Source organism: Rhizobium sp. LARHSG275 (assembly GCF_052871115.1).
The window spans coordinates 68,559-87,769 of record NZ_JBIXJN010000019.1; the positions used below are offsets into that span (position 1 = coordinate 68,559).

At 62.0% G+C, this 19,211-nt stretch carries 17 protein-coding genes; 8 read left to right on the top strand and 9 right to left on the bottom strand.

The genetic code is table 11. From position 1 onward, the window contains the following. Positions 1-66: 66 nt before the first annotated feature. Together ACIPSK_RS24210 and ACIPSK_RS24215 are read right to left on the bottom strand one after the other, a co-directional pair. Entirely contained in the window at positions 67-696 is a 630-nt protein-coding gene (locus ACIPSK_RS24210) for a glutathione S-transferase family protein (RefSeq protein WP_162118105.1), read from the bottom strand. Between the two features lie 67 nt (positions 697-763). After that, positions 764-1,258 (bottom strand): GNAT family N-acetyltransferase, encoded by a 495-nt coding sequence (locus ACIPSK_RS24215; RefSeq protein WP_162118104.1) that lies wholly within the window; start codon positions 1,256-1,258, stop codon positions 764-766. Between the two features lie 269 nt (positions 1,259-1,527). Between ACIPSK_RS24215 and dmeR the strand changes: the two genes are divergently transcribed. From dmeR to bla, 3 genes are all read left to right on the top strand, one after another. After that, positions 1,528-1,800 (top strand): Ni(II)/Co(II)-sensing transcriptional repressor DmeR, encoded by a 273-nt coding sequence (dmeR, locus tag ACIPSK_RS24220; protein ID WP_017963504.1) that lies wholly within the window; start codon positions 1,528-1,530, stop codon positions 1,798-1,800. Positions 1,801-1,871: 71 nt separating this feature from the next. Next, entirely contained in the window at positions 1,872-2,888 is a 1,017-nt protein-coding gene (dmeF, locus tag ACIPSK_RS24225; RefSeq protein WP_162118103.1) for a CDF family Co(II)/Ni(II) efflux transporter DmeF, read from the top strand. 71 nt (positions 2,889-2,959) lie between these two features. Beyond that, on the top strand, positions 2,960-3,889 hold the full coding sequence (bla, locus tag ACIPSK_RS24230) for a class A beta-lactamase (RefSeq protein WP_162118102.1): 930 nt from the start codon (positions 2,960-2,962) through the stop codon (positions 3,887-3,889). A gap of 224 nt (positions 3,890-4,113) precedes the next feature. Here the strand turns inward: bla and ACIPSK_RS24235 are convergent, their stop codons facing one another. After that, complete coding sequence (locus ACIPSK_RS24235; protein WP_162118101.1) at positions 4,114-6,453, bottom strand: glucose/quinate/shikimate family membrane-bound PQQ-dependent dehydrogenase; 2,340 nt, start codon at positions 6,451-6,453, stop codon at positions 4,114-4,116. A gap of 198 nt (positions 6,454-6,651) precedes the next feature. Next, complete coding sequence (locus ACIPSK_RS24240) at positions 6,652-8,154, bottom strand: protein adenylyltransferase SelO (RefSeq protein WP_162118100.1); 1,503 nt, start codon at positions 8,152-8,154, stop codon at positions 6,652-6,654. Between the two features lie 241 nt (positions 8,155-8,395). Between ACIPSK_RS24240 and ACIPSK_RS24245 the strand changes: the two genes are divergently transcribed. Further along, positions 8,396-9,850 (top strand): MFS transporter, encoded by a 1,455-nt coding sequence (locus tag ACIPSK_RS24245; RefSeq protein WP_162118099.1) that lies wholly within the window; start codon positions 8,396-8,398, stop codon positions 9,848-9,850. 158 nt (positions 9,851-10,008) lie between these two features. Here ACIPSK_RS24245 and ACIPSK_RS24250 read toward each other — a convergent pair whose 3' ends face one another. Then, a complete protein-coding gene (locus ACIPSK_RS24250) occupies positions 10,009-10,533 on the bottom strand; it encodes a DUF1697 domain-containing protein (RefSeq protein WP_162118098.1) in 525 nt (174 codons plus the stop codon). Between the two features lie 238 nt (positions 10,534-10,771). After that, positions 10,772-12,880 carry a S9 family peptidase gene (locus ACIPSK_RS24255; protein ID WP_162118097.1) on the bottom strand — a complete coding sequence of 703 codons (2,109 nt, stop codon included), beginning with the start codon at positions 12,878-12,880 and terminating at the stop codon, positions 10,772-10,774. A gap of 239 nt (positions 12,881-13,119) precedes the next feature. Here ACIPSK_RS24255 and ACIPSK_RS24260 point away from each other — a divergent pair, with 239 nt between their 5' ends. From ACIPSK_RS24260 to ACIPSK_RS24270, 3 genes are all read left to right on the top strand, one after another. Further along, positions 13,120-13,509, top strand: coding sequence for a DUF930 domain-containing protein (locus ACIPSK_RS24260; protein ID WP_162118096.1), 390 nt, complete (start codon positions 13,120-13,122; stop codon positions 13,507-13,509). Positions 13,510-13,611: 102 nt separating this feature from the next. Beyond that, positions 13,612-14,424 carry a polysaccharide deacetylase family protein gene (locus ACIPSK_RS24265; protein ID WP_162118095.1) on the top strand — a complete coding sequence of 271 codons (813 nt, stop codon included), beginning with the start codon at positions 13,612-13,614 and terminating at the stop codon, positions 14,422-14,424. Positions 14,425-14,509: 85 nt separating this feature from the next. Further along, entirely contained in the window at positions 14,510-15,067 is a 558-nt protein-coding gene (locus tag ACIPSK_RS24270) for a PH domain-containing protein (protein ID WP_168724874.1), read from the top strand. A gap of 12 nt (positions 15,068-15,079) precedes the next feature. Here the strand turns inward: ACIPSK_RS24270 and ACIPSK_RS24275 are convergent, their stop codons facing one another. Next, positions 15,080-16,378 (bottom strand): NAD(P)/FAD-dependent oxidoreductase, encoded by a 1,299-nt coding sequence (locus ACIPSK_RS24275; protein WP_162118093.1) that lies wholly within the window; start codon positions 16,376-16,378, stop codon positions 15,080-15,082. 18 nt (positions 16,379-16,396) lie between these two features. Further along, entirely contained in the window at positions 16,397-17,563 is a 1,167-nt protein-coding gene (locus tag ACIPSK_RS24280; protein ID WP_017963517.1) for an AI-2E family transporter, read from the bottom strand. Between the two features lie 211 nt (positions 17,564-17,774). Here ACIPSK_RS24280 and ACIPSK_RS24285 point away from each other — a divergent pair, with 211 nt between their 5' ends. Then, entirely contained in the window at positions 17,775-18,158 is a 384-nt protein-coding gene (locus tag ACIPSK_RS24285; RefSeq protein WP_162118092.1) for a hypothetical protein, read from the top strand. A gap of 10 nt (positions 18,159-18,168) precedes the next feature. Here the strand turns inward: ACIPSK_RS24285 and ACIPSK_RS24290 are convergent, their stop codons facing one another. Next, positions 18,169-19,029: a VOC family protein gene (locus tag ACIPSK_RS24290; RefSeq protein WP_162118091.1), complete on the bottom strand. Its 861-nt coding sequence runs from the start codon at positions 19,027-19,029 to the stop codon at positions 18,169-18,171. Positions 19,030-19,211: the final 182 nt, after the last annotated feature.

Here is a 19,211-nt window from a genome sequence, read left to right on the forward strand (position 1 = left end):
GTCGCGCGAGGGTTGCTGCCACGGTCACTTGGTTGCTTGGCACCTTCGCAAGATCCCACGCCCTATCTACAGGGAGGTGGGACCTGGCATCAGGTCATACGGGTGGCGCCAGCCGGGCATGTTGCTGATACGATCTTTCCAGGCTGCGATTGCCGGAAAGGCGCTGTGATCGATCCCGGTTTCCTCCGGCATGAAGACGTAGCCCGCCAGAGAGAGGTCTGCGATCGTCACCCGGTCGCCAACCATGAAGGCCCGATCGGCGAGGTGTTCGTCAACAATGGCATAGGCAGCTTTGGCCCTCAGTCTTAAAAACTCGACGACTGGCGTCTCGCCGCTCTTCTGGAGGCCATAGATGAACCGCAGCGTCGCGTAATAGCTCGTGAACTTGTGATTGTCGAAAAGGATCCAGCGCATGACGTCGCGCCGTTCTTCGGCCGTCTGCGCCCCGAAATGGCCTGTCACCTCTGACAAGTAGTCCAGGATAATCCCCGATTGGCTGATCTTCATTTGCCCATGTTCAAGCACAGGCGCCTCGCCCTGTTCGTTGATGGTTTTTCGCCATTCTTCAGTACGCGTTTCGCCGCCCAGATAATCAACGAAAATGCTTTCCCACTTGATGCCGGAAAGCGCAAAGAAGAGTGCGACCTTGTAACAGTTCCCGGAGAGAGCGAAGCAATGAAGTTTGAAATCAGGCATGAAAGCTCCTAACAAAAATAAAGACTTAAAGCGCCGATCAAGCGAATCTGAAAGATCGCGGCGCGCTTTAGGCGATCGACTGCATGTAGCGCATGCCGGTCACCGGACGCGGGGTGAAATCCAGCTGTTCGTAGAAGCGGTGCGCCAGCACGTTTCCGGTCGCGGCGCTGACGGAGAGGTAGCCGCAGCCGGCATTGCGGGCGGTCTCGCGCGCCCGGTCGACGAGCAGCTGGCCGGTGCCGTGGCCGCGATGGCCGTCACGCACGAAGAGATGGTGCAGGTCCATGCCGCGCTTGCCTTCTTGCGCCCTGTAGAGCGGCACGAGAATGGCGTAGCCGATAAGCCCTTCGCTGGTTTCGGCGACGAGCGCATGGATCCACGGCAGCGGGCCGAACAGATCGCGCTCCAGCTGCTCTGCCGTTGTCGCAGCAGCATCGCCGTGGTGGGCGGCAAGCAGGACGATCATTTCGCCGAGTTCGGGTAGGTCGCGCGGCTTGGCTGCGCGGATGGTTACCACCGATGGGCGCATCAGTGAAATTTCGCTGTCTTCGATTTCGGTCATGGTCTTCGCGTCCTTTGATAGTCTGCCGTCAGGACGCTGCTGGTACAACAAAGCCGCCTGACGGCGGCTTGTTGACAATATGATCTTGTCCGGCCGCCCTTTACAGGTACAGCCAAAAATACGAGCGGCTCTGGTGCGCGTTCTTGATCATGGATCATAGATCGTCGGAAACGCGGGCTTTGTCAATGGCGGATTCAAGCCCATTACAGGCATTGAGCTCGGGCTTCACTCTTGATACTATACCCCCCTATACTATAAGCGGGTCCATCATGTCCCACACCACCCTGCAGAAAAAGAAGCTCGTCGCCCGTATCAGCCGCCTGAAGGGGCAGATGGAGGCGGTCGAGCGCGCGCTCGAGGCAGAGCGCCCCTGCGGCGAGATCCTGCAACTGCTCGCCTCCGTCCGCGGCGCGCTGACCGGGCTGACCGGCGAGGTTCTCGACGATCATCTGCGTGAGCATGTGCTGAATGCGGCCGACGATGCCGCAAGGGCGGAGGCGGTCGAGGAAATATCGGAAGTGTTGAGAACCTATATACGCTAGAGCAATTCCAGGAAAAGTGTGAAGCGATTTTGCCGAGAAACATAAGCTTAGCGGTGGCGAAGGAGCCTGCAATGAGTGCCGGAATCGAGAAGGCTGGAATTGATGCCCTGGAACATGATCATGTCTTCCTCGGCGCCGATCATAGGCGCAACGAGCGGCGCATCTGGCTGGTGATCGCGCTGACGGCAGTGATGATGGTGGCGGAAATCGCCGCCGGCACTGTCTATGGCTCCATGGCCCTGGTCGCCGATGGCTGGCACATGTCGACCCATGCCAGTGCTCTGCTGATTTCCGCACTCGCCTATCTCTTTGCCCGCCGGCAGGCGCGCAATCCGCGTTTCACCTTCGGTACAGGCAAGCTCGGCGATCTCGCCGGCTTCGCCAGCGCCATCATCCTTGCGCTGATCGCCCTGCTGATGGCCTGGGAAAGCCTGCTGCGCCTTTCCAATCCCGTGCCGATCGGTTTTGCCCAGGCGATCGCCGTCGCGGTCGTCGGCCTTGCCGTCAATCTGGTGAGCGCCTGGCTGCTGGCCGGTGAAGGACATGATCACGGACATGGCCACCATCATCACGGTCATGTGAATCACGGGCATGGCAATGATGCCCACGCCCATCACAGTCATATCAATCACGGCCACGGCGACCATGCCCACCACGCAAGAACCAGCGACAACAATATCCGCGCTGCTTATCTGCATGTCATCGCCGATGCCCTGACCTCGGTGCTCGCCATCGCGGCGCTGACGCTCGGCAGTCTTTACGGTTGGCTCTGGCTCGATCCCCTGATGGGCATCGTCGGCGGATTGGTGATCGCCAATTGGTCCTGGAGCTTGATGAAATCGTCGGGCGGCGTCCTGCTCGACGTCATTTCCGAAGGCGAGACGCTCCCGGCTGAAATCCGCGGCGCCATCGAAACGGAGGACGACCGGATCACCGATCTGCATGTCTGGCAGGTCGGCCCCGGCCATCATGCCGCAATCGTCGCCGTCCTAACCTCTCAGCCGCGCGACCCAGCTTTCTACAAGGACAGGCTCTCGGCGCTGGAAGAACTGTCGCATGTGACGGTCGAGGTCACCCGCGCCGCATGATCGGGGCGGGCGGACGACAAGTCGCCGCAATCGCTGCTTAGCTCTGTCCTCCTGATTCGCCGGAGGATTTCATGGATCTCAGTTTGACTCGCCGCATGCTGATGGGCTCGGCATTGCGTCTGGCTTCAATGGGCTTGGCCGCGCTGGCGCTTCCCGCCAATGCGGAGGAGGGGCCCAAGGAGAGTGCCAAAGAGAGTGCGGGCGAGGGCGAAGACAATATTGAACATCGCCTTGCCGCTTTGGAAAAACGCACCGGCGGTCGCCTCGGCGTCTCGGTACTCGACACCGAGACCAGCATCTCCTTCGGCTATCGCGGCAGCGAGGCTTTTCCGATGTGCAGCACTTTCAAGGCGCTGGCCGCCGCTTTCGTTTTGGCCCGGACCGACAAGGGCGAGGAGAACCTCGACCGGCGGGTGAGCTACGGCAAGGACAAGCTCGTCGACTATTCGCCGATCAGCGAAAAACATGCCGGAACCGATCGCATGACCCTTGCAGAACTGTGCGAGGCGGCGGTGACCGTCAGCGATAATACGGCCGGCAATCTGCTGCTCGAAAGTTTCGGCGGGCCGGCGGGGCTGACCGATTGGCTGCGCTCGATCGGCGACGGCACGACGCGTCTCGACCGCACCGAGCCGACGCTGAACGAGGGTCGGAAGGATGATCCGCGCGACACGACGACACCGGATGCGATGCTCGACACGCTCGGCAACCTGACGCTCGGCTCGGTCCTGACCGAGGCCTCCTCAGACAGGCTGATCGCTTGGCTGGTAGCGAGCACGACAGGCAAGGAGCGGCTCAGGGCCGGCCTGCCGGCGGATTGGAAGGTCGGCGACAAGACCGGCACCGGCCCGAATGGCTCACTCGGCGATATCGCGGTGATCTGGCCGCCGGATCGCGGCCCGATCGTCGCCGCCGTCTATATCAGCGAGACGACCGTGCCGGTGAAGGAGCTCAACCCAGTCTTTGCCGAGGTCGGCCGCATGATCGTCGAGATGGTGTGAACTGGAGACAGCTGAAGCGCGTTTCCGGCGAGTTGTATGAAATCGGCGAAACCAGCCCCTCATCCGCCTGCCGGCACCTTCTCCCCGTAAACGGGGCGAAGGGACCATACAGCGCCGCCTTCCTCTACCTCAACCTCGATGCCGCGTTTGGCACGTCCCCTCTCCCCGGGGAGAGGGCTAGGGTGAGGGGCTGCCATTGGCGCGAACCGAAGAGCCTTGAGTCATCAAGGCAACGTATAGGCGATCACATAATCGCCGGGTTTGGTGCCGACCGAGCCGTGGCCGCCGGCGACCATGACGACATATTGCTTGTTGTCATCAGTCGTATAGGTCATCGGTGTCGCCTGGCCGCCGGCGGGAAGCCGCGCCCGCCAGAGCTCTTGGCCATTCGTCACGTCATAGGCGCGCAGGTAGTTGTCGACTGCGGCCCCCAGGAAGGCAAGGCCGCCCTTGGTCAGCATCGGCCCGCCGATGCCGGGCACGCCCACCTTGAAGGGCAGGGGCAATGGCGTCATGTCGCGCACGGTGCCGTTCTTGTGCATATAGGCGATCTTGCCGGTGCGCAGGTCGACGCCCGCGACATAACCCCATGGCGGCGCCTGGCAGGGGATCTTGAGCAGTCCGAGGAAGGGACCCATGAAGACGCCGTAGGGCGCACCGTCATTGCGGTTCAGCCCCTGTTCGCTGCCCTTCTCGTCCTGGCCTCGCGGCGGAATATCGGCGGCCGGCACCAGCCGCGAGGTGAAGGCGAGATAGGTCGGCATGCCGAACATGATCTGCCGTTCCGGATCCACCGCCACCGAGCCCCAGTTGAAGGTGCCGAAATTGCCGGGATAGACGATCGTCCCTTTAAGCGAAGGCGGCGTGTAGCGGCCCTCATAGTGGTAACGGTGGAAGTCGATGCGGCAGGCCATCTGGTCGAACAGCGACACGCCCCACATGTCCTTTTCTTGGAGTGGTTCGGGCGAGAAGGTAAGGTCCGAGATCGGCTGCGTCGGCGAGGTATGATCGCCGGAGACCGCACCACCGGGTGCCGGGATTTCCTTGACCGGGATGATCGGCTCGCCGCTGCGCCGGTCAAGCACATAGATATCGCCCTGCTTCGTCGGGCCGACCAAGGCAGGAACCACGGTGCCGTCCTGCTTCGTCAGGTCGATCAGCGCCGGCTGCGCCGGCACGTCCATGTCCCAGAGATCGTGATGCACCGTCTGGCGCACCCAGCGCAGCTGGCCGGTGGCGATATCGAGCGCGACGATCGAGGAGGAGAATTTCTCCACATTCTCGCTGCGATTGATGCCGATCTGGTCAGGGACTTGGTTGCCGAGCGGGATGTAGACCATGCCGAGCCCCTCGTCGACGCTGAAGACCGACCAACTGTTCGGCGAGTTGGTCGTGTAGGTCTGATTCCCGGTGATCGGCGTCGTCACATCGGGATTGCCGGAATCCCAGTTCCAGACCAGCGCGCCGGTGTTGATGTCGAAGGCGCGGATGACGCCGGATTGCTCCTCGGTCGAATAATTGTCGTTCACCGCCCCGCCGACGATGATCTTGCCCGCCACCGCGACCGGCGGCGAGGTGGAATAATAATAGCCGGCCGGGTTGTAGCGCATGCCGGTTTCCAGATGCAGCACGCCCTGGTCGGCAAAGCTGGTGCAGACCTTCCCGTCCGCAGCATCGAGCGCGATCAGCCGGGCATCGGAGGTCGGCAGGTAGACGCGCTCGGCGCAGGGCTGGCCGGCGGCAACGGTTGGATCGGCATAATAGGTGACACCGCGGCAGGTCTGATGCTGCCGGTCGGGATTCATGCCGGAGTTGGCGTCGTATTTCCATTTCTCCTTGCCGGTCTTGGCGTCGAGCGCGATCGCCCAGTTATGCGGCGTGCAGAGGTAGAGCGTGTCATTCACCTTGAGCGGCGTCACCTGATAGGTCGTCTCGCCGACATCGTCCGGCCGCTTGACGTCGCCGGTCTGGTATCGCCACGCTTCCTTGAGGGTGGAGACGTTCTCGGCGGTGATCTGGTCGAGCGGCGAATAACGCTGGCCGAAGGGCGTGCGGCCATACTGATGCCATTCGCCATCCGGCACGCTGCCGCCGAAGGCGGGATTGGCGGCGACCGTATCCTTGGGCAGTTCGCCGGCGAGATCATGCGGATCTGATGTCATCGAATAAAGGGCGACGAGGATGGCGAGAATGACAGGCACGGCGAGCGGCCAGGGGTTTGCGGCATAGGTGATGCCCGTCGGGCTGCGCAGGCCGAGCGGCCGACGAATCCACGGCGTCAGCAGCCAGAGCCCGAGAAGGATGATCATGCCGCCGCGCGGGCCGAGTTGCCACCAGTCGAAACCGACCTCCCAAATCGCCCAGGCAAGTGCTGCGACGACGAGCACGGCATAGACCCAGAGCGCCACAGCCTTGCGCACCAACAGCAGCCCGGCGGTAATCAGGAACATCAGCCCGGCGAACAGATAGAAGACGCTGCCGCCGAGCGTGACGAGCCAGAGCCCGCCGCCGCCGAGAGTGAGCCCGATGATGATGAAAAAGATGGAGGTGATGACGATCGCCATAAGGCTGTCTCCCGCTGAGGGTTAGCCGGGGTGAAGGATCGGCGGAAAAGTCCCGCCGATCAGCCAGATAGTGCGAAGGAGATGCCTTTCAACGGCCACAATTGCCGCAGGGGGCCGATGCACCGAAGGGGCGTCGGGCCGGGATGGAAGCGGATCGCTATGGCATAACTGCTGCACTAAAACGGGCGAGAGCGCCCGTCACGTTCCACAGAAGGTCGCAAGCACCCGTTCGCTAGGCTTCGGCGGTTCCCTATAGGCGGCAAAGCCCGGCTGGTCGTCATAGGGTTTCGAAAGCACGCTCAGCAGCGTCTCGAACAGCGAGAAATCACCGTCCTCGACGGCAGCCTCGATCGCCTGTTCGACCCGGTGATTGCGCGGAATGAAGGCCGGATTGACGCTGCGCATGGCAATGGCGCGCTCAGTGGCCGTCTGCGGATCGCGTGACAGTCTCTCGCGCCACTGCGTGAGCCACGTGCCGCATGCCTCCGGCTCGCGGAAACTCGCCGCAAAGGCAGGCTCTGCGGCATCATCGCCAGCAAGATCGGACAGCCGCCGGAAGGTGAGGGTAAAATCGGCGTCCTGCACCTGCATCAGCGACAGCAGCGCCTGCACCAGGTCGAGGTCGCCGTCCTCTTCGCCGGAGAGCCCGATCTTTTGGCGCATGCCGGCCAGCCAATGCGCCTGGAACCGTTCGCCGTAACTCTTGATCACCACATTGGCCTTGTCGACCGCGCTGTCTGCGTCGGCGTCGATCAGTGGCAGCAGCGTCTCGCCGAGCCTTGCGAGGTTCCATTGGCCGATGGCGGGCTGGTTGGCATAGGCGTAACGGCCATGCTGGTCGATCGATGAGAAAACGGTCGCCGGATCGTAGGCATCCATGAAGGCGCAGGGGCCGAAATCGATTGTCTCGCCGGAGACGGTCATATTATCCGTATTCATCACCCCATGAATGAAGCCGACATGCAGCCAGCGGGCAATCAGCGCCGCTTGGCGCTCGCAGACCGCTTCGAACAACGCGAGATAGGGGTTCTCGGCCTCTTTCAGCGCGGGATAGTGCCGGTCGATCACATAATTGGCCAGAGCCCGCACGCCGTCGGCATCGCCCCGTGCCGCGAAGTACTGAAAGGTGCCGACGCGGATGTGACTTGCCGCGACTCGGGTGAAGACAGCGCCCGGCAGCACCTCTTCACGATAGACCGGCTCGCCTGTCGTCACCGCCGCCAGCGCCCTTGTGGCCGGAATGCCGAGCGCAAACATCGCCTCACTGATGATATATTCCCTGAGCACCGGACCGAGTGCCGCCCGCCCATCGCCGCGGCGCGAAAACGGTGTGGGGCCGGCGCCCTTCAGCTGGATATCGTAGCGCTTGCCGCTGCGGTCGACCACTTCGCCGAGCAGGATCGCCCGCCCGTCGCCGAGCTGCGGCGAGAAGCCGCCGAACTGATGCCCGGCATAGGCCATTGCCAGCGGTTCGGCCCCTTCGGGAACGAGGTTGCCGGAAAAGATCGCCGCGCCGTCGCGGCGCAGGGTCTCGACGTCGAGCCCGAGTTCGGCGGCGAGCGGCTCGTTGAGCTTGATCAGCCAGGGCTCCGCCACCGCGGTCGGCGCTTGCGCCGCAAAGAAGCGTGGGGGCAAGCCGACATAGCTGTTGTCGAACGGAAAGGCCGCGCCGGGCCGGTTTTTCTGCAGGGCGGAGGTCATGGCTCATAGGTAGGGCCGGGGTGCCCGCGGCGCAAGCCGGACCTTCACGAAGATCGAGCCGATGCAAGGAATCGTGACCTGCCTTTACCTCTCGTCAAAGCAGCTTTGCCATAAAGGACATAGCGCCGCCATGATCGCGGGGCGTATAGCAAATCGTCTCCCCTTGGCTTTGCGCCATGTCATCCCCCGCGGCCTTGCTGCCTTGTATGCTCCGCCGCGCCACCGCGAGTGATCCCGGACGATGTCGGATCAGATTTACCAGGCGCCGATGGTTCGGCGCGCCACGCCCAATTTCCGGGTGATTGCGATGATTGTCGCCAGTGCGATGCTGATGGAAAACATCGATGCGACCGTGCTCGCGACCGCGTTGCCCACCATGGCGCACGATTTCGGCGTCAGCGCCCCGGCGATGTCGATCGCCCTGACCTCCTATCTCTTGAGCCTTGCGATCTTCATTCCCGCAAGCGGCCGGATGGCCGACAGTTTCGGCTCCCGCACCGTTTTCCGCTCGGCCATCGCGGTCTTCGTCGTCGGCTCCATCCTCTGCGCGCTGGCGCCGACGCTATCCTTCCTGGTGCTGGCGCGGCTACTTCAGGGCATCGGCGGCGCGATGATGATGCCGGTCGGGCGCCTGGTGCTGATGCGCAGCGTCGACCGCAAGGATATGGTCAGCGCCATGTCCTGGCTGCTCGTGCCGGCGCTGATCGGCCCGATCGTCGGCCCGCCGCTCGGCGGCTTCATCGTCACCTATCTCGACTGGCGCTGGATCTTTTATATCAACGTGCCGATCGGCATCATCGGCATGATCTTCGTCTCGATCTACATCGACGAGGTCAAGGGCAAGGCGAACGGTCGCTTCGATACGATCGGCTTCATCCTCTCGGGCATCTCGCTCGGCTCGCTGCTCTTCGGCTTCGAAATGTCGAGCCACGAAGGCGAGGGCGCCTTCTCGATCTTCCTGATCGCCATCGGCCTGCTCTTCGGCATCGCGTATCTCAGACATGCCCGCAAGCACCCGTCGCCGATCATGGATTTTTGGCTGATGAAGGTACCGAGCTTCGGCACGTCTGTTATCGCCGGTTCGCTGACGCGCATCACGCAAGGGGCGCAGCCCTTCCTGCTGCCGCTGCTCTTTCAGATCGGCTTCGGCTTGTCCGCCGCTGCGGCCGGCCAGATCATCATCGCGACCGCGCTTGGCGCTCTCGCCATGAAGCCGATGGCGAAGTTTGTCTTCCGCCGGCTGGGCTTCCGCAGGAGCCTCGTCCTCAACGGCATCCTCGGGACGATCGGTTACGGCCTCTGTGCCGCCTTTCGGCCGGACTGGCCGATGCCGCTGGTCTTTATCGTCCTAGTGCTCAGTGCCTTCTTCCTGTCGTTCCAGTTCACGGCCTATAACACCATTGCCTATGACGAGATCAGCAGGGAGCGGATGAGCTCGGCCACCAGCTTCTACACCACCTTCCAGCAGCTCATGCTGTCACTCGGCATCTGCATCGGCGCCTTGGCGCTGCACGGCTCCATGGCCCTGTCAGGCACTGAGACGCCGGCCCTCGGCGATTTCTCGGCGGCCTTCGTCGTCGTCACGATCATCTCGATCACCGCCACCTTCTGGAACCTGCGCTTTTCGCCGACCGCAGGCGAGGAGATCACCGGCTACAAGGCCAAACAGACGAAAGGCGCCGTCGCCAAAGGCTGACGCCGCCTTTCCCGGCAGCCCGGAGAGATGCTGGCGACCTGATGAATACGACCACGGATGCGCAGCGGTCGTGCGGCGAGGATATGCATGAAAACAAGGAGATGAAGCACGTCGCTTGAATCAAATTCTATACGACGTCATGGTCCCACGACTTGCCCTCAGTCCCCGTCTTCCATCGCCGCCGCCATGTCCGCGAGCTTGCGCACGGTGTTGAGGTTGCGCGACGTTCCAGGCTTCAACGCCGACAGCTTCAGCTTCGAGCCGCCGGAACCATTGGGATAATGCACATAGATTTCGCGGCCGGCGAGCTTCGCCTCCTCGCCGCCGGGCGCCACCATCGTCTCCAGTGCATCGCCGGGCGCCTTTTCAGGCAGGAAATAGACGAGCAGGAAGTTCGGCTTAGCATCGGGAAAGGGTACGTCGGCAACGATCCCGTCGAGTTCTTTGCGGGTGCGCACCATCACGCCTGGCCGCTTGCCCATCGTCCTGCCGAGCGCCTCGTCGAGCCGCTCCTCCACGGTCTTTTCCGCTTCATCCGAACGGAAAAGCACGTTGCCGCTCTGGATGTAGGTCTTGACGTCGGAAAAGCCCAGGCCTTCGCAGATCGCCTTCAACTCTGCCATCGGCAAAGAGCCGGTGCCGCCGACGTTTACGGCGCGGAGGAGGGCAATATAGACGGGCATTTCGGTGTCTCCCTAGGCGTGTGTGCCGAGCCCGCCCCCCCTCTGCCCTGCCGGGCATCTCCCCCACAGGTGGGGAGATTGGCTGGGCGCATCGGCTTCCCCAAACAATCAGCATCCAGCACTGCGAAACAATAGATGGGCAGGAAGTTCAAGCCACTTGTGATCTCCCCACCTGTGGGGGAGATGCCCGGCAGGGCAGAGGGGGGTGCCCACGGCACGCCCCACGTCGTCTGAACCGTTACATCTTACCGGCAACCTTGATCGCAAACGCATATTCAAACGCGATCTCTTCCAACCGCTGGAAGCGGCCCGAGGCGCCGCCGTGGCCGGCATCCATATTGGTCTTGAGCAGGATCGGCGCGTCGCCCGTCGTCTTGTCGCGCAGCTTCGCCACCCATTTGGCCGGCTCCCAATAGGTGACGCGAGGGTCCGTCAGGCCGCCGAGCGCCAGGATCGGCGGATAGGCTTTTGCACCGACATTGTCATAGGGCGAGTAGGATGCGATCTGCTCGTATTCTTCCCTGCTGTCGATCGGGTTGCCCCATTCCGGCCATTCCGGCGGGGTGAGCGGCAAAGTGTCGTCGAGCATGGTGTTGAGCACGTCGACGAAAGGAACGGCGGCGATGAGACCGGCGAACTTCTCCGGCGCCATGTTGGCAACCGCACCCATCAGCATGCCGCCGGCCGATCCGCCCTCGGCGATGATCTTCGCGTAAGATGTGAACTTCTGTTGATTCAGATAATCGGCCGCGGCGACGAAGTCCTTGAAGGTATTCGTCTTCTTGTCCATCTTGCCGTCTTCGTACCAGGAAAATCCCTTGTCCTTGCCGCCACGGATATGGGCGATGGCATAGACGAAGCCCCGGTCGGCGAGCGACAGGCAGTTGGTGTTGAAGCCGGCCGGAATGGTGATGCCGTAGGCGCCGTAGCCATAGAGCAAGCAGGGGGCGCTGCCGTCGAGTGGGGTATCCCTGCGATAGAGCAGGGTGACCGGCACCTTCTCGCCATCCCATGCCGGGGCAAAGACGCGGCGGGTGACGTAGTCGTCGGGATTGTGGCCGGACGGCACCTCCTGCGTCTTCAGCAGCGTGCGCTCGCGCGTCACCATGTTGTAGTCGTAGAGCTGCGACGGCGTCGTCATCGACGAATAGGAGAAGCGGATGATATCCGTGTCGTATTCCGCCGCACCCTGCAGTCCCAGCGAATAGGCTTCCTCGGCAAAGGCGATCGCATGCTCCTCGCCGGTTGCCCGATCGCGGATCATGATCTGCGGCAGCCCGTCCTTGCGCTCCAGCCACAGAAGATGGCGGGCATAGGCCATGTGGCTGATAACAAGCGTGCCGGGCTTGTGGGCGACCACTTCGCGCCAGTTCTCCTTGACCGGATTGTCGACCGGCGCTTCCATGATCTTGAAATCCTTGGCACCGCCGTCATTGGTGAGGATGTAGAAGACATCGCCGCCCTCGGCCAGCGAATATTCGATGCCTTCCTCGCGTGCCGCCACCAGCTTCGGCTTGGCTGTCAGGTTCTTGGTCGACAGCAGCCGGTATTCGCTGGTCTCGTGGTCGTGAATGTCGATATAGATGAAATCGTCGAGCAGCGAGCCGCCGACGCCCATGAAGAAGCCGGCATCCGCTTCCTCATAGACCAGCCGGTCTTCCGACTGCGGCTGGCCGAGAATATGGTGGAACACCTTCGACGGCCGATGATTCTCGTCGAGCGCCGAATAGAAAAAGCTCTTGCCGTCGGGCGCCCAGACGCCGCCGCCGCCGGTATTCTCGATCCGGTCGGCGAGATCCTGCCCGGTCTGGAGGTCGCGCACCTGCAGCGTGAAGAACTCCGAGCCCTTGTCGTCGTAACCCCAGATGCCGCGGCTGTGGTCGCTGGTGTGATCGAGGCCGGCGAGGCGGAAATAGGCCTTGCCGGCAGCCTCCTTGTCGCCATCGAGCAGCACGGTGCGGATCGTTTCGTCGGCGACATTGCCGTCGCGTGGGATGCGGAAATAACGCGGCTGTTCGCCGCCGGTGACATAGAAGGTGCCGTAGGCATAGGCACCGTCCTTCATCGGCACCGAGCTGTCGTCTTCCTTGATGCGGCCGCGCATCTCGGCAAACAGCACCTTCTGCAGCGGCTTGGTGTCTTCCATCGCCGCGTTCATATAGGCGTTTTCGGCTTCGAGATGGCGGCGAATCTCAGGGTCGAGGATCGACGGATCCTTGAACATCGCCTGCCAGTTGTCGGCGCGCAGCCAGGCATAGTCGTCCGTGCGGGTGATGCCGTGGCGCGTATCGGAGACGGGCTTCTTCGGTGCGGCAGGCGGTGTCGGCAGGCTCTTGAAAACGGACAAGGAATGGCTCCGGTGGGAATGTCGGGTTGGCAAGAGATAGAGGCGCGCCGCCGCCGGATCAAGCGGCAAGGACACGGATGGCCTTCCACAGACAAGGAGGACGCCCAGCCCACCTTGCCTTGATGTCACCACAATATTTAACAAAGTCCGCTATCTCAGTGAATTTGCACGTGCCAAGCTCCCGGCAAGCTGTCGGCGGTAGGGTAGAAATTGCAGAACAGTAAGGGATTTTCTCCGCAATGCCGAAACGTCTGGTCCTGTTTCTATCCCTCGCAAGCCTTGCTGCCCCCGCCTTTGCCGTCGATCCCGCCATCAAGAAGCAGCTGGAAAAACTCGATCCCTCCACCCGGCTGGAACAGAGCTGCGACACCGAGGCGATGAGCCGCATCAACAAGGACAGCACCGGCTTCAAGCCCGACAAGGTGATTGCTTACACCTTCAAGGACCCGATCCCCGGCGACGATTCGCTGGATGCGCCGGGTGCGGTCTTCCGCAGCAAGGGCGACTGGTACCATCTCTCCTACAATTGCATCACCGGTCCGCAGCACATCAACGTGCGCGAGCTCGATTACGAGATCGGCGAGAAGGTACCGCGGGAGAAGTGGGACAAGTATTATCTCTATGACTGATACGACCCTGTCCGCCCAAGCGGCTGCGGTGACATCCGGCCGCATGGCGCCGGGAGAGAGCTACCGCTAATATCGGCAGTTCGAATCATAGAAACCCAGTATATGAACCGCATCCTGTTCGCGTCGGCTTTCCTTGTCGTCAGCATCTCCGCTGCATTCGCGGACGGAATTCCGTCAGCCGTGCCGACCGCAATTGGTCTGGTCCCGGCTGCGGTTAGTCCGGCCCCGAAGGCGTCGGCGCCAAAGCTCGTCGAGCCGCATCTGCACATCGCCCGCTCAAACCTTGTCGGCCACGCCCGCATTGCGCTGACCTTCGATGCCTGCATGGGGCAGGCGGACGAGCGCATCCTTTCGACGCTGGTGCGTGAACGCATCCCGGCAACGATCTTCGTCACTGCCCGCTGGCTGAAGCGCAATCCCGCAGCACTTGCCGTGTTCCTGCAAAATCCCGATCTCTTCGAACTCGAAAATCATGGCCAGAACCATGTTCCGGCCGTCGACACGCCGACGCTGGTCTATGGCATCGCCTCTGCCGGCTCGCCGCAGGCGGTGCGGCAGGAAGTCGAAGGCGGCGCTGCCGCCATGGTCGCGGCCGGCATTCCGGCGCCGCACTGGTTCCGCGGCTCGACCGCCAAATACGATCTTTCCGCCATCGGCGAGATCCGCGCCATGGGCTATCGCATCGCCGGTTATTCGGTGAACGGCGACGGCGGCTCGCTGCTCGGGGCTGTCATCACCGAAAAGCGCATCGCCTCGGCCAAGGACGGCGACGTCGTCATCTCCCACATCAACCAGCCGACCCATGCGGCCGGCGAGGGGGTGGCCAAGGCGCTGGTCGATCTCAAGGCCAAGGGCACGGAGTTCGTCCGCCTCGAGGATGTCGAGGATACCGGTGACGACAAGACGACCGAATAGAGCGTCCGAATCTCTTGCTTGTTTACCCCCGGAAAACGAATAATGCTGTTTTTGTTTGTTCGGTTGCGGGAACGTAGGGGAGCGCATGTCTCGTGCGATTTGGAATGTCGAAGGCGAAATTCAAAATGAGCTTCATCCCTCCGAAATTGTTGTCTGGACAGGGCAACCAGGTGCCTGGGGAACTTTCGTTTCCAAGTGTCCTGAATTAATTATCGGCCTCATTTGTGTGATCTCCGGGTGCGTTGGCTTTCTGCCGGCTGACAATGCGCTTGCCGTCGTCGAAAAGGCGGATGGAATAATGGGCATCATATTCCCCGGAGTCTTTTTACTGGCCGGTGTCGCGGCCATAGCGGGCGCGGTTTTCGATATGATCGCTACGGGCCGAACCGCTTACGCCGCCACCGATCGCAGGCTTCTCATCGTTCGAAATCTAATCAGACGACAAGCGATGACGATAGCACCAACGGCCATCAACGTCGTGGAGGTACGGGAAAAATGGGACCGCTCGGGAACCCTCACTTTCCGTCGGGAGGGAGAAGGGGATAGCGTCAAAAAATTCGCCTTTATCGGCATCTCAAACGTTCGCGAAGTGGCTAAACATGTTGAAGAATTGCGAATGAGTGCAAGAAAGCAAGCCAGCTAGACGACTGAAATTTTAGCGCCTTTGGCTTTCCGTCTCGTTTCTATACATTCCAGAATGAAAGCGTGCTAAACCCGGCCCATCCCTGTCGAGCGCGAAATCCTCGAACCAGTCGCGATGCATGCCGGCGAGCATGGCGCCGATCATCTGTGCGGCGAGGTAGGAAAAGGTGATGCCGTTGCCGCCGTAGCCATAGGCTGCGAACACATGCGGTATCTCCGGCACCGGGCCGATCAGCGGCAGGCCATCGGCCGTCTCGCCGAAGGTTCCGCACCAGGCATGAGCAACGCGCGTATCCGCCTTCGGCCACAGCCGCTTCATTTTCTCCTGGATTGCGATGATCTTGGCCGGCAGCTTGCGATCGCGCGCCGCCGCATCGCTCGTCTCGTCGTCCTCGCCGCCGGCGACGATGCGATTGTCCGCCGTCGTTCGCATGTAGAGATAGGGGTGGCTGTTCTCCCAGATCAGTGCCCTGTCGCGCCAGAAATTTGCCGGGTCCTGCGGCACTGTGGCGAGCGCCCAACTCGAACTGACGCGGTGCAGCTTCGGCATGTCGACACCCGGCAACGAATAGCCGGTCGCAAGCACGACATGACGCGCGTCGATGAGATGACCGCTGTCCGTCTCCGCCGTCACGCGATCGCCTTCGCTGTTGAGCGCGGTCACGGAGGCGCTCACCAGTCGCGCGCCGCGCCGCACCGCCATCTCGATCAAGGCCCATGTCAGAAGCAGCGGATCGGCCTCCGCCGAACCCGGCGAATAGATCGCGCCATCCCTGTCGAGTTCGAACTGCGTGAAGAGATCGGGATGTTCGAGATAGACGCCGGGCAGACCCGCCCGGCGACGGAGCTGGCGCTCCTCCAAGAGGTCCCGCGCGCCTTCGCGATTGGCGGCGAGATAGAGCGTGTTGCGCGGCCGGAAACCGCAGGCGATGCCGTTTGCGGCGATCAGCTTGGCAAGGCCGGCGACTGCTGCGCCGCTGCGGCGATAGATGCCGGCGGCGCGCTCGAAGCCATAATAATCCTCGAGTTCGGTGAGCGTGCTGTCGGTTTCCCATTGCAGCATCGCCGTGCTCGCCGCGGTGCTGCTGAAACCGGGCTCCTCCCGGTCGATGACAACAACGGAAAAACCGCGCGCCGTCAAATGTTCGGCAACCAATGCGCCGGTGATGCCGCCGCCAATGACGGCGATGTCGGTGGTAAAACTCTGACCGATCGGCCGCCATTGCGGCCCTATGCCGCTTTTGCCCCAGAGAGAGCGGCCACTCACCATCTGGTCGTGATCGGATTCGGCAAGATCGATATCAGATGCCACTGACGGCTCCACGGTTGATCATTTCGGTAACTGCGGCTGCGGCTTTTCCTCGATCAGCAATTCTTCGATAACAGTCATGACGATCAGCGAGAGCGGCAGCGCCAGCATGGCGCCGACGGCACCCCACATCCACGTCCAGAACAGGATGGCGAGGAAAACGACGAAGGGATTGATTTCCAGCCGCCGTCCCATCACCGCCGGGAAGATCAGGTTCTCCATGAGGAGATGGACGGTGAAGAAGGCCGCGGCCGGCATCAGGCCGATGATGAAGTCATCGTAGGTGATGATCCCGGCGACCGCGACGGCAAGTGTCATCAGCGTGATGCCAAGATAGGGGATGAAGCTCGACAGGAAGGCAAAGAAGCCCCAGAGCACCGGCGCCGATAGCCCGCCGGCATAGGCGATGACAGTCATGACCACGCCGAGCCCGACATAGATCAGCGAGGCCGTGGCGAAATAGAAGCCGAGCACCTGCTCGACGGCATTGATGACACGGATGGCCGCCAGGCGCTGCGTGCGGGTGCGGAAGGTCATGATGATCGTCTTGCGCAGGTTGACCCGACCAGCGAGGAAGAAAAGCAGCGCCGCAAAGAAGATCATCCCCTGCACCAGCGCCGGCGTCAGGCTGGTGGTCACCACGTGCAGCACGTTGCCGGTGTTCTCGAGCAGCGCACCGATCGACATCGACCCGCTTTCGAATGTCGCCGGCGTGATATGCAGCCATCTGATACGCTCCAGATAAGGCATGACGCGGTTGATGGTTCGCTCGGCAAAGGCCGGGCCCTCATTGGCAAGCGTCGTCAGTGGGTCGGCGAGCGAGTTGATCAGCAGGAAGATCACTAGCGCCACGCTGCTTGACAGGATGAAGGCATTGGCAAGCCGCGGAACCCCCATCCTGCTGAGCTTTTCTGCCGCCATGCCGAGGATCATGCCGACGACGACGGCAAGTGTGATCGGAATGAGGATCAGCGACATCAGATAGACGGCGGCAAGGAAGAGAATGCCGAAGATACCGATGATCGCCCAGGCCATGCTGACATCGAGCCCGTCCTTTTCCAGCCGGTGCAGCGGTGGCGGCGGCAGCTCCTCGGCCGCCTCCTTCAATGACTGTGCCCAGGCGCTGGTATGGCGCTCGCCGATGGCGATCTTCTTTGCGTGTTTGCGGATGCCATTGGCGATGCCCATGCGGTGAGGTCCCCGAAGCCCCATTGCTTCGTGACGGAAACGCGCCGGTGCGGTTCCGGTTCCGCCGTCAATCGAACCGCTGTGTCCGCTATCGCACAATTGTCGCACCCGGAGCCTGCGACCGCACGAGCGGTCATCATATGAATGTGAGGCTTTCGCGCCGGAACAAGTTTTCGGTCACGGGAGTTCGGGCTCGGAAGGAGTTACAGCCATGACTGCAGATCGAGATCAGATCAATGCCACCGAGACTTACCGCACCGAGCCGCCCTATGCGGACAAGGCGACGCTTGACGCCTCCGACCAGCGGCGATGGTGGGTCTGGGGGATCATCGCGGCCGGCTTGGCGGTCCTCATCATCGCCGGCGTCAGTGTCGCGATCTGGCCCAACCCCAGCAATAATGATCCAACGGCGACAGCCTCGACCAAGCCGGATCCGATCAATGCGCAACCATCGGGCGCTGGCACCTTCAACAACGATCCTGCCTCCGGCCCGGTAAGGCCTCCGGAAGCTGTGGACCGTTCACCATCGCCGAGTGGAAACGGGGGTGGACCGACGCAGGTGACGACACCATCCGGTGCCGAGAAGGTCCGATAGCCTCTTCGGATCAGGCCGACAGCGTTAGGCCGATGCCCCACGGATCTTTCAAGAAGACGCCGCCGTCGCGCTTCTCGCTGTTGATCTCCAGCGCGTCGAGCTTGGAGACCGCCGTATCCAGCGTCGCCTTGTCGTTGAAACGGATCTTATAGTCCGAAAGCCCGGTCATGTTGCCGGCGCGAGCCATGGCGCCGCGGCTGTTCCAGATATTGGCGCCGAGATGGTGGTGGTAACCGCCGCTCGCAAAGAAGCTCGCGCCGGGATAACGCGCCATCAGCTTGAGGCCGAGCACGTCGCGGTAAAAGGCGTCTGCCTGCGGGATGTCCCCGACCTGCAGATGCAAGTGGCCGATCGCCGTCCCCGCAGCCATGCCGTCCCAGCGCTCACCAGGCGCGCTGTTATAGAGCGCCTGCAGGTCGAGACGCAGGGTCGCCATCTCCATCATGCCGTCCTGATGAAATTTCCACTGTTCGTGCGGCCGGTCGGCATAGATCTCGATGCCGTTGCCTTCGGGATCGGACAGATAGATCGCCTCGCTGACGAGATGATCCGAAGCGCCGTCGAGGACGACATTGTTCTGCGCCGCATGGCGCAGCCAGTGGGCGAGCTCCGTCCGGTTCGGCATCAGGAAAGCGGTGTGGAAAAGGCCGGCGGCATTGCGCGGCGCGGTCATGGCATTCTTTGCAGTGGTCAGCGTCAGCAAAGGGAGATCGCCGACACCCAGCACTTCGCCGCTCGCCGTCTTCTCGATCACCTTCAGGCCGAGCATCGATTGATAGAAGCCGGAAACCAGACCGAGGTCGGTCACGACGAGATGCGACTGGTCGATATAAGCGGGCCGCGTCAGCGCATAGGAAGTTTCGGTCGTCATGGATTGTTCTCCTGCCTCTGAATTGGCCTGTAAGATAAAAGGCGCACCTCGGCCGCCGTACTTGATCCCTATATGGCGCATTCCGATTGTTCACAGTAGATCCGCTTTTGAGGATGAAGCGTTGAGCAGCTGTTGACGATGACTTGTGTCCACTTGATCGCGATCAATGCGCCCATATCTTC

What these genes read in the sequence shown, in the direction of transcription:
- ACIPSK_RS24260 (WP_162118096.1), top strand. Translation starts at nt 13,120, where the DNA reads ATGCCGAAACGTCTGGTCCTGTTTCTATCCCTCGCAAGCCTTGCTGCC.
- ACIPSK_RS24235 (WP_162118101.1), bottom strand. Translation starts at nt 6,453, where the DNA reads ATGGCGATCGTCATCACCTCCATCTTTTTCATCATCATCGGGCTCACT.
- ACIPSK_RS24290 (WP_162118091.1), bottom strand. Translation starts at nt 19,029, where the DNA reads ATGACGACCGAAACTTCCTATGCGCTGACGCGGCCCGCTTATATCGAC.
- ACIPSK_RS24280 (WP_017963517.1), bottom strand. Translation starts at nt 17,563, where the DNA reads ATGGGCATCGCCAATGGCATCCGCAAACACGCAAAGAAGATCGCCATC.
- bla (WP_162118102.1), top strand. Translation starts at nt 2,960, where the DNA reads ATGGATCTCAGTTTGACTCGCCGCATGCTGATGGGCTCGGCATTGCGT.
- ACIPSK_RS24270 (WP_168724874.1), top strand. Translation starts at nt 14,510, where the DNA reads ATGTCTCGTGCGATTTGGAATGTCGAAGGCGAAATTCAAAATGAGCTT.
- ACIPSK_RS24285 (WP_162118092.1), top strand. Translation starts at nt 17,775, where the DNA reads ATGACTGCAGATCGAGATCAGATCAATGCCACCGAGACTTACCGCACC.
- ACIPSK_RS24210 (WP_162118105.1), bottom strand. Translation starts at nt 696, where the DNA reads ATGCCTGATTTCAAACTTCATTGCTTCGCTCTCTCCGGGAACTGTTAC.
- ACIPSK_RS24265 (WP_162118095.1), top strand. Translation starts at nt 13,612, where the DNA reads ATGAACCGCATCCTGTTCGCGTCGGCTTTCCTTGTCGTCAGCATCTCC.
- dmeR (WP_017963504.1), top strand. Translation starts at nt 1,528, where the DNA reads ATGTCCCACACCACCCTGCAGAAAAAGAAGCTCGTCGCCCGTATCAGC.
- dmeF (WP_162118103.1), top strand. Translation starts at nt 1,872, where the DNA reads ATGAGTGCCGGAATCGAGAAGGCTGGAATTGATGCCCTGGAACATGAT.
- ACIPSK_RS24215 (WP_162118104.1), bottom strand. Translation starts at nt 1,258, where the DNA reads ATGACCGAAATCGAAGACAGCGAAATTTCACTGATGCGCCCATCGGTG.
- ACIPSK_RS24240 (WP_162118100.1), bottom strand. Translation starts at nt 8,154, where the DNA reads ATGACCTCCGCCCTGCAGAAAAACCGGCCCGGCGCGGCCTTTCCGTTC.
- ACIPSK_RS24250 (WP_162118098.1), bottom strand. Translation starts at nt 10,533, where the DNA reads ATGCCCGTCTATATTGCCCTCCTCCGCGCCGTAAACGTCGGCGGCACC.
- ACIPSK_RS24245 (WP_162118099.1), top strand. Translation starts at nt 8,396, where the DNA reads ATGTCGGATCAGATTTACCAGGCGCCGATGGTTCGGCGCGCCACGCCC.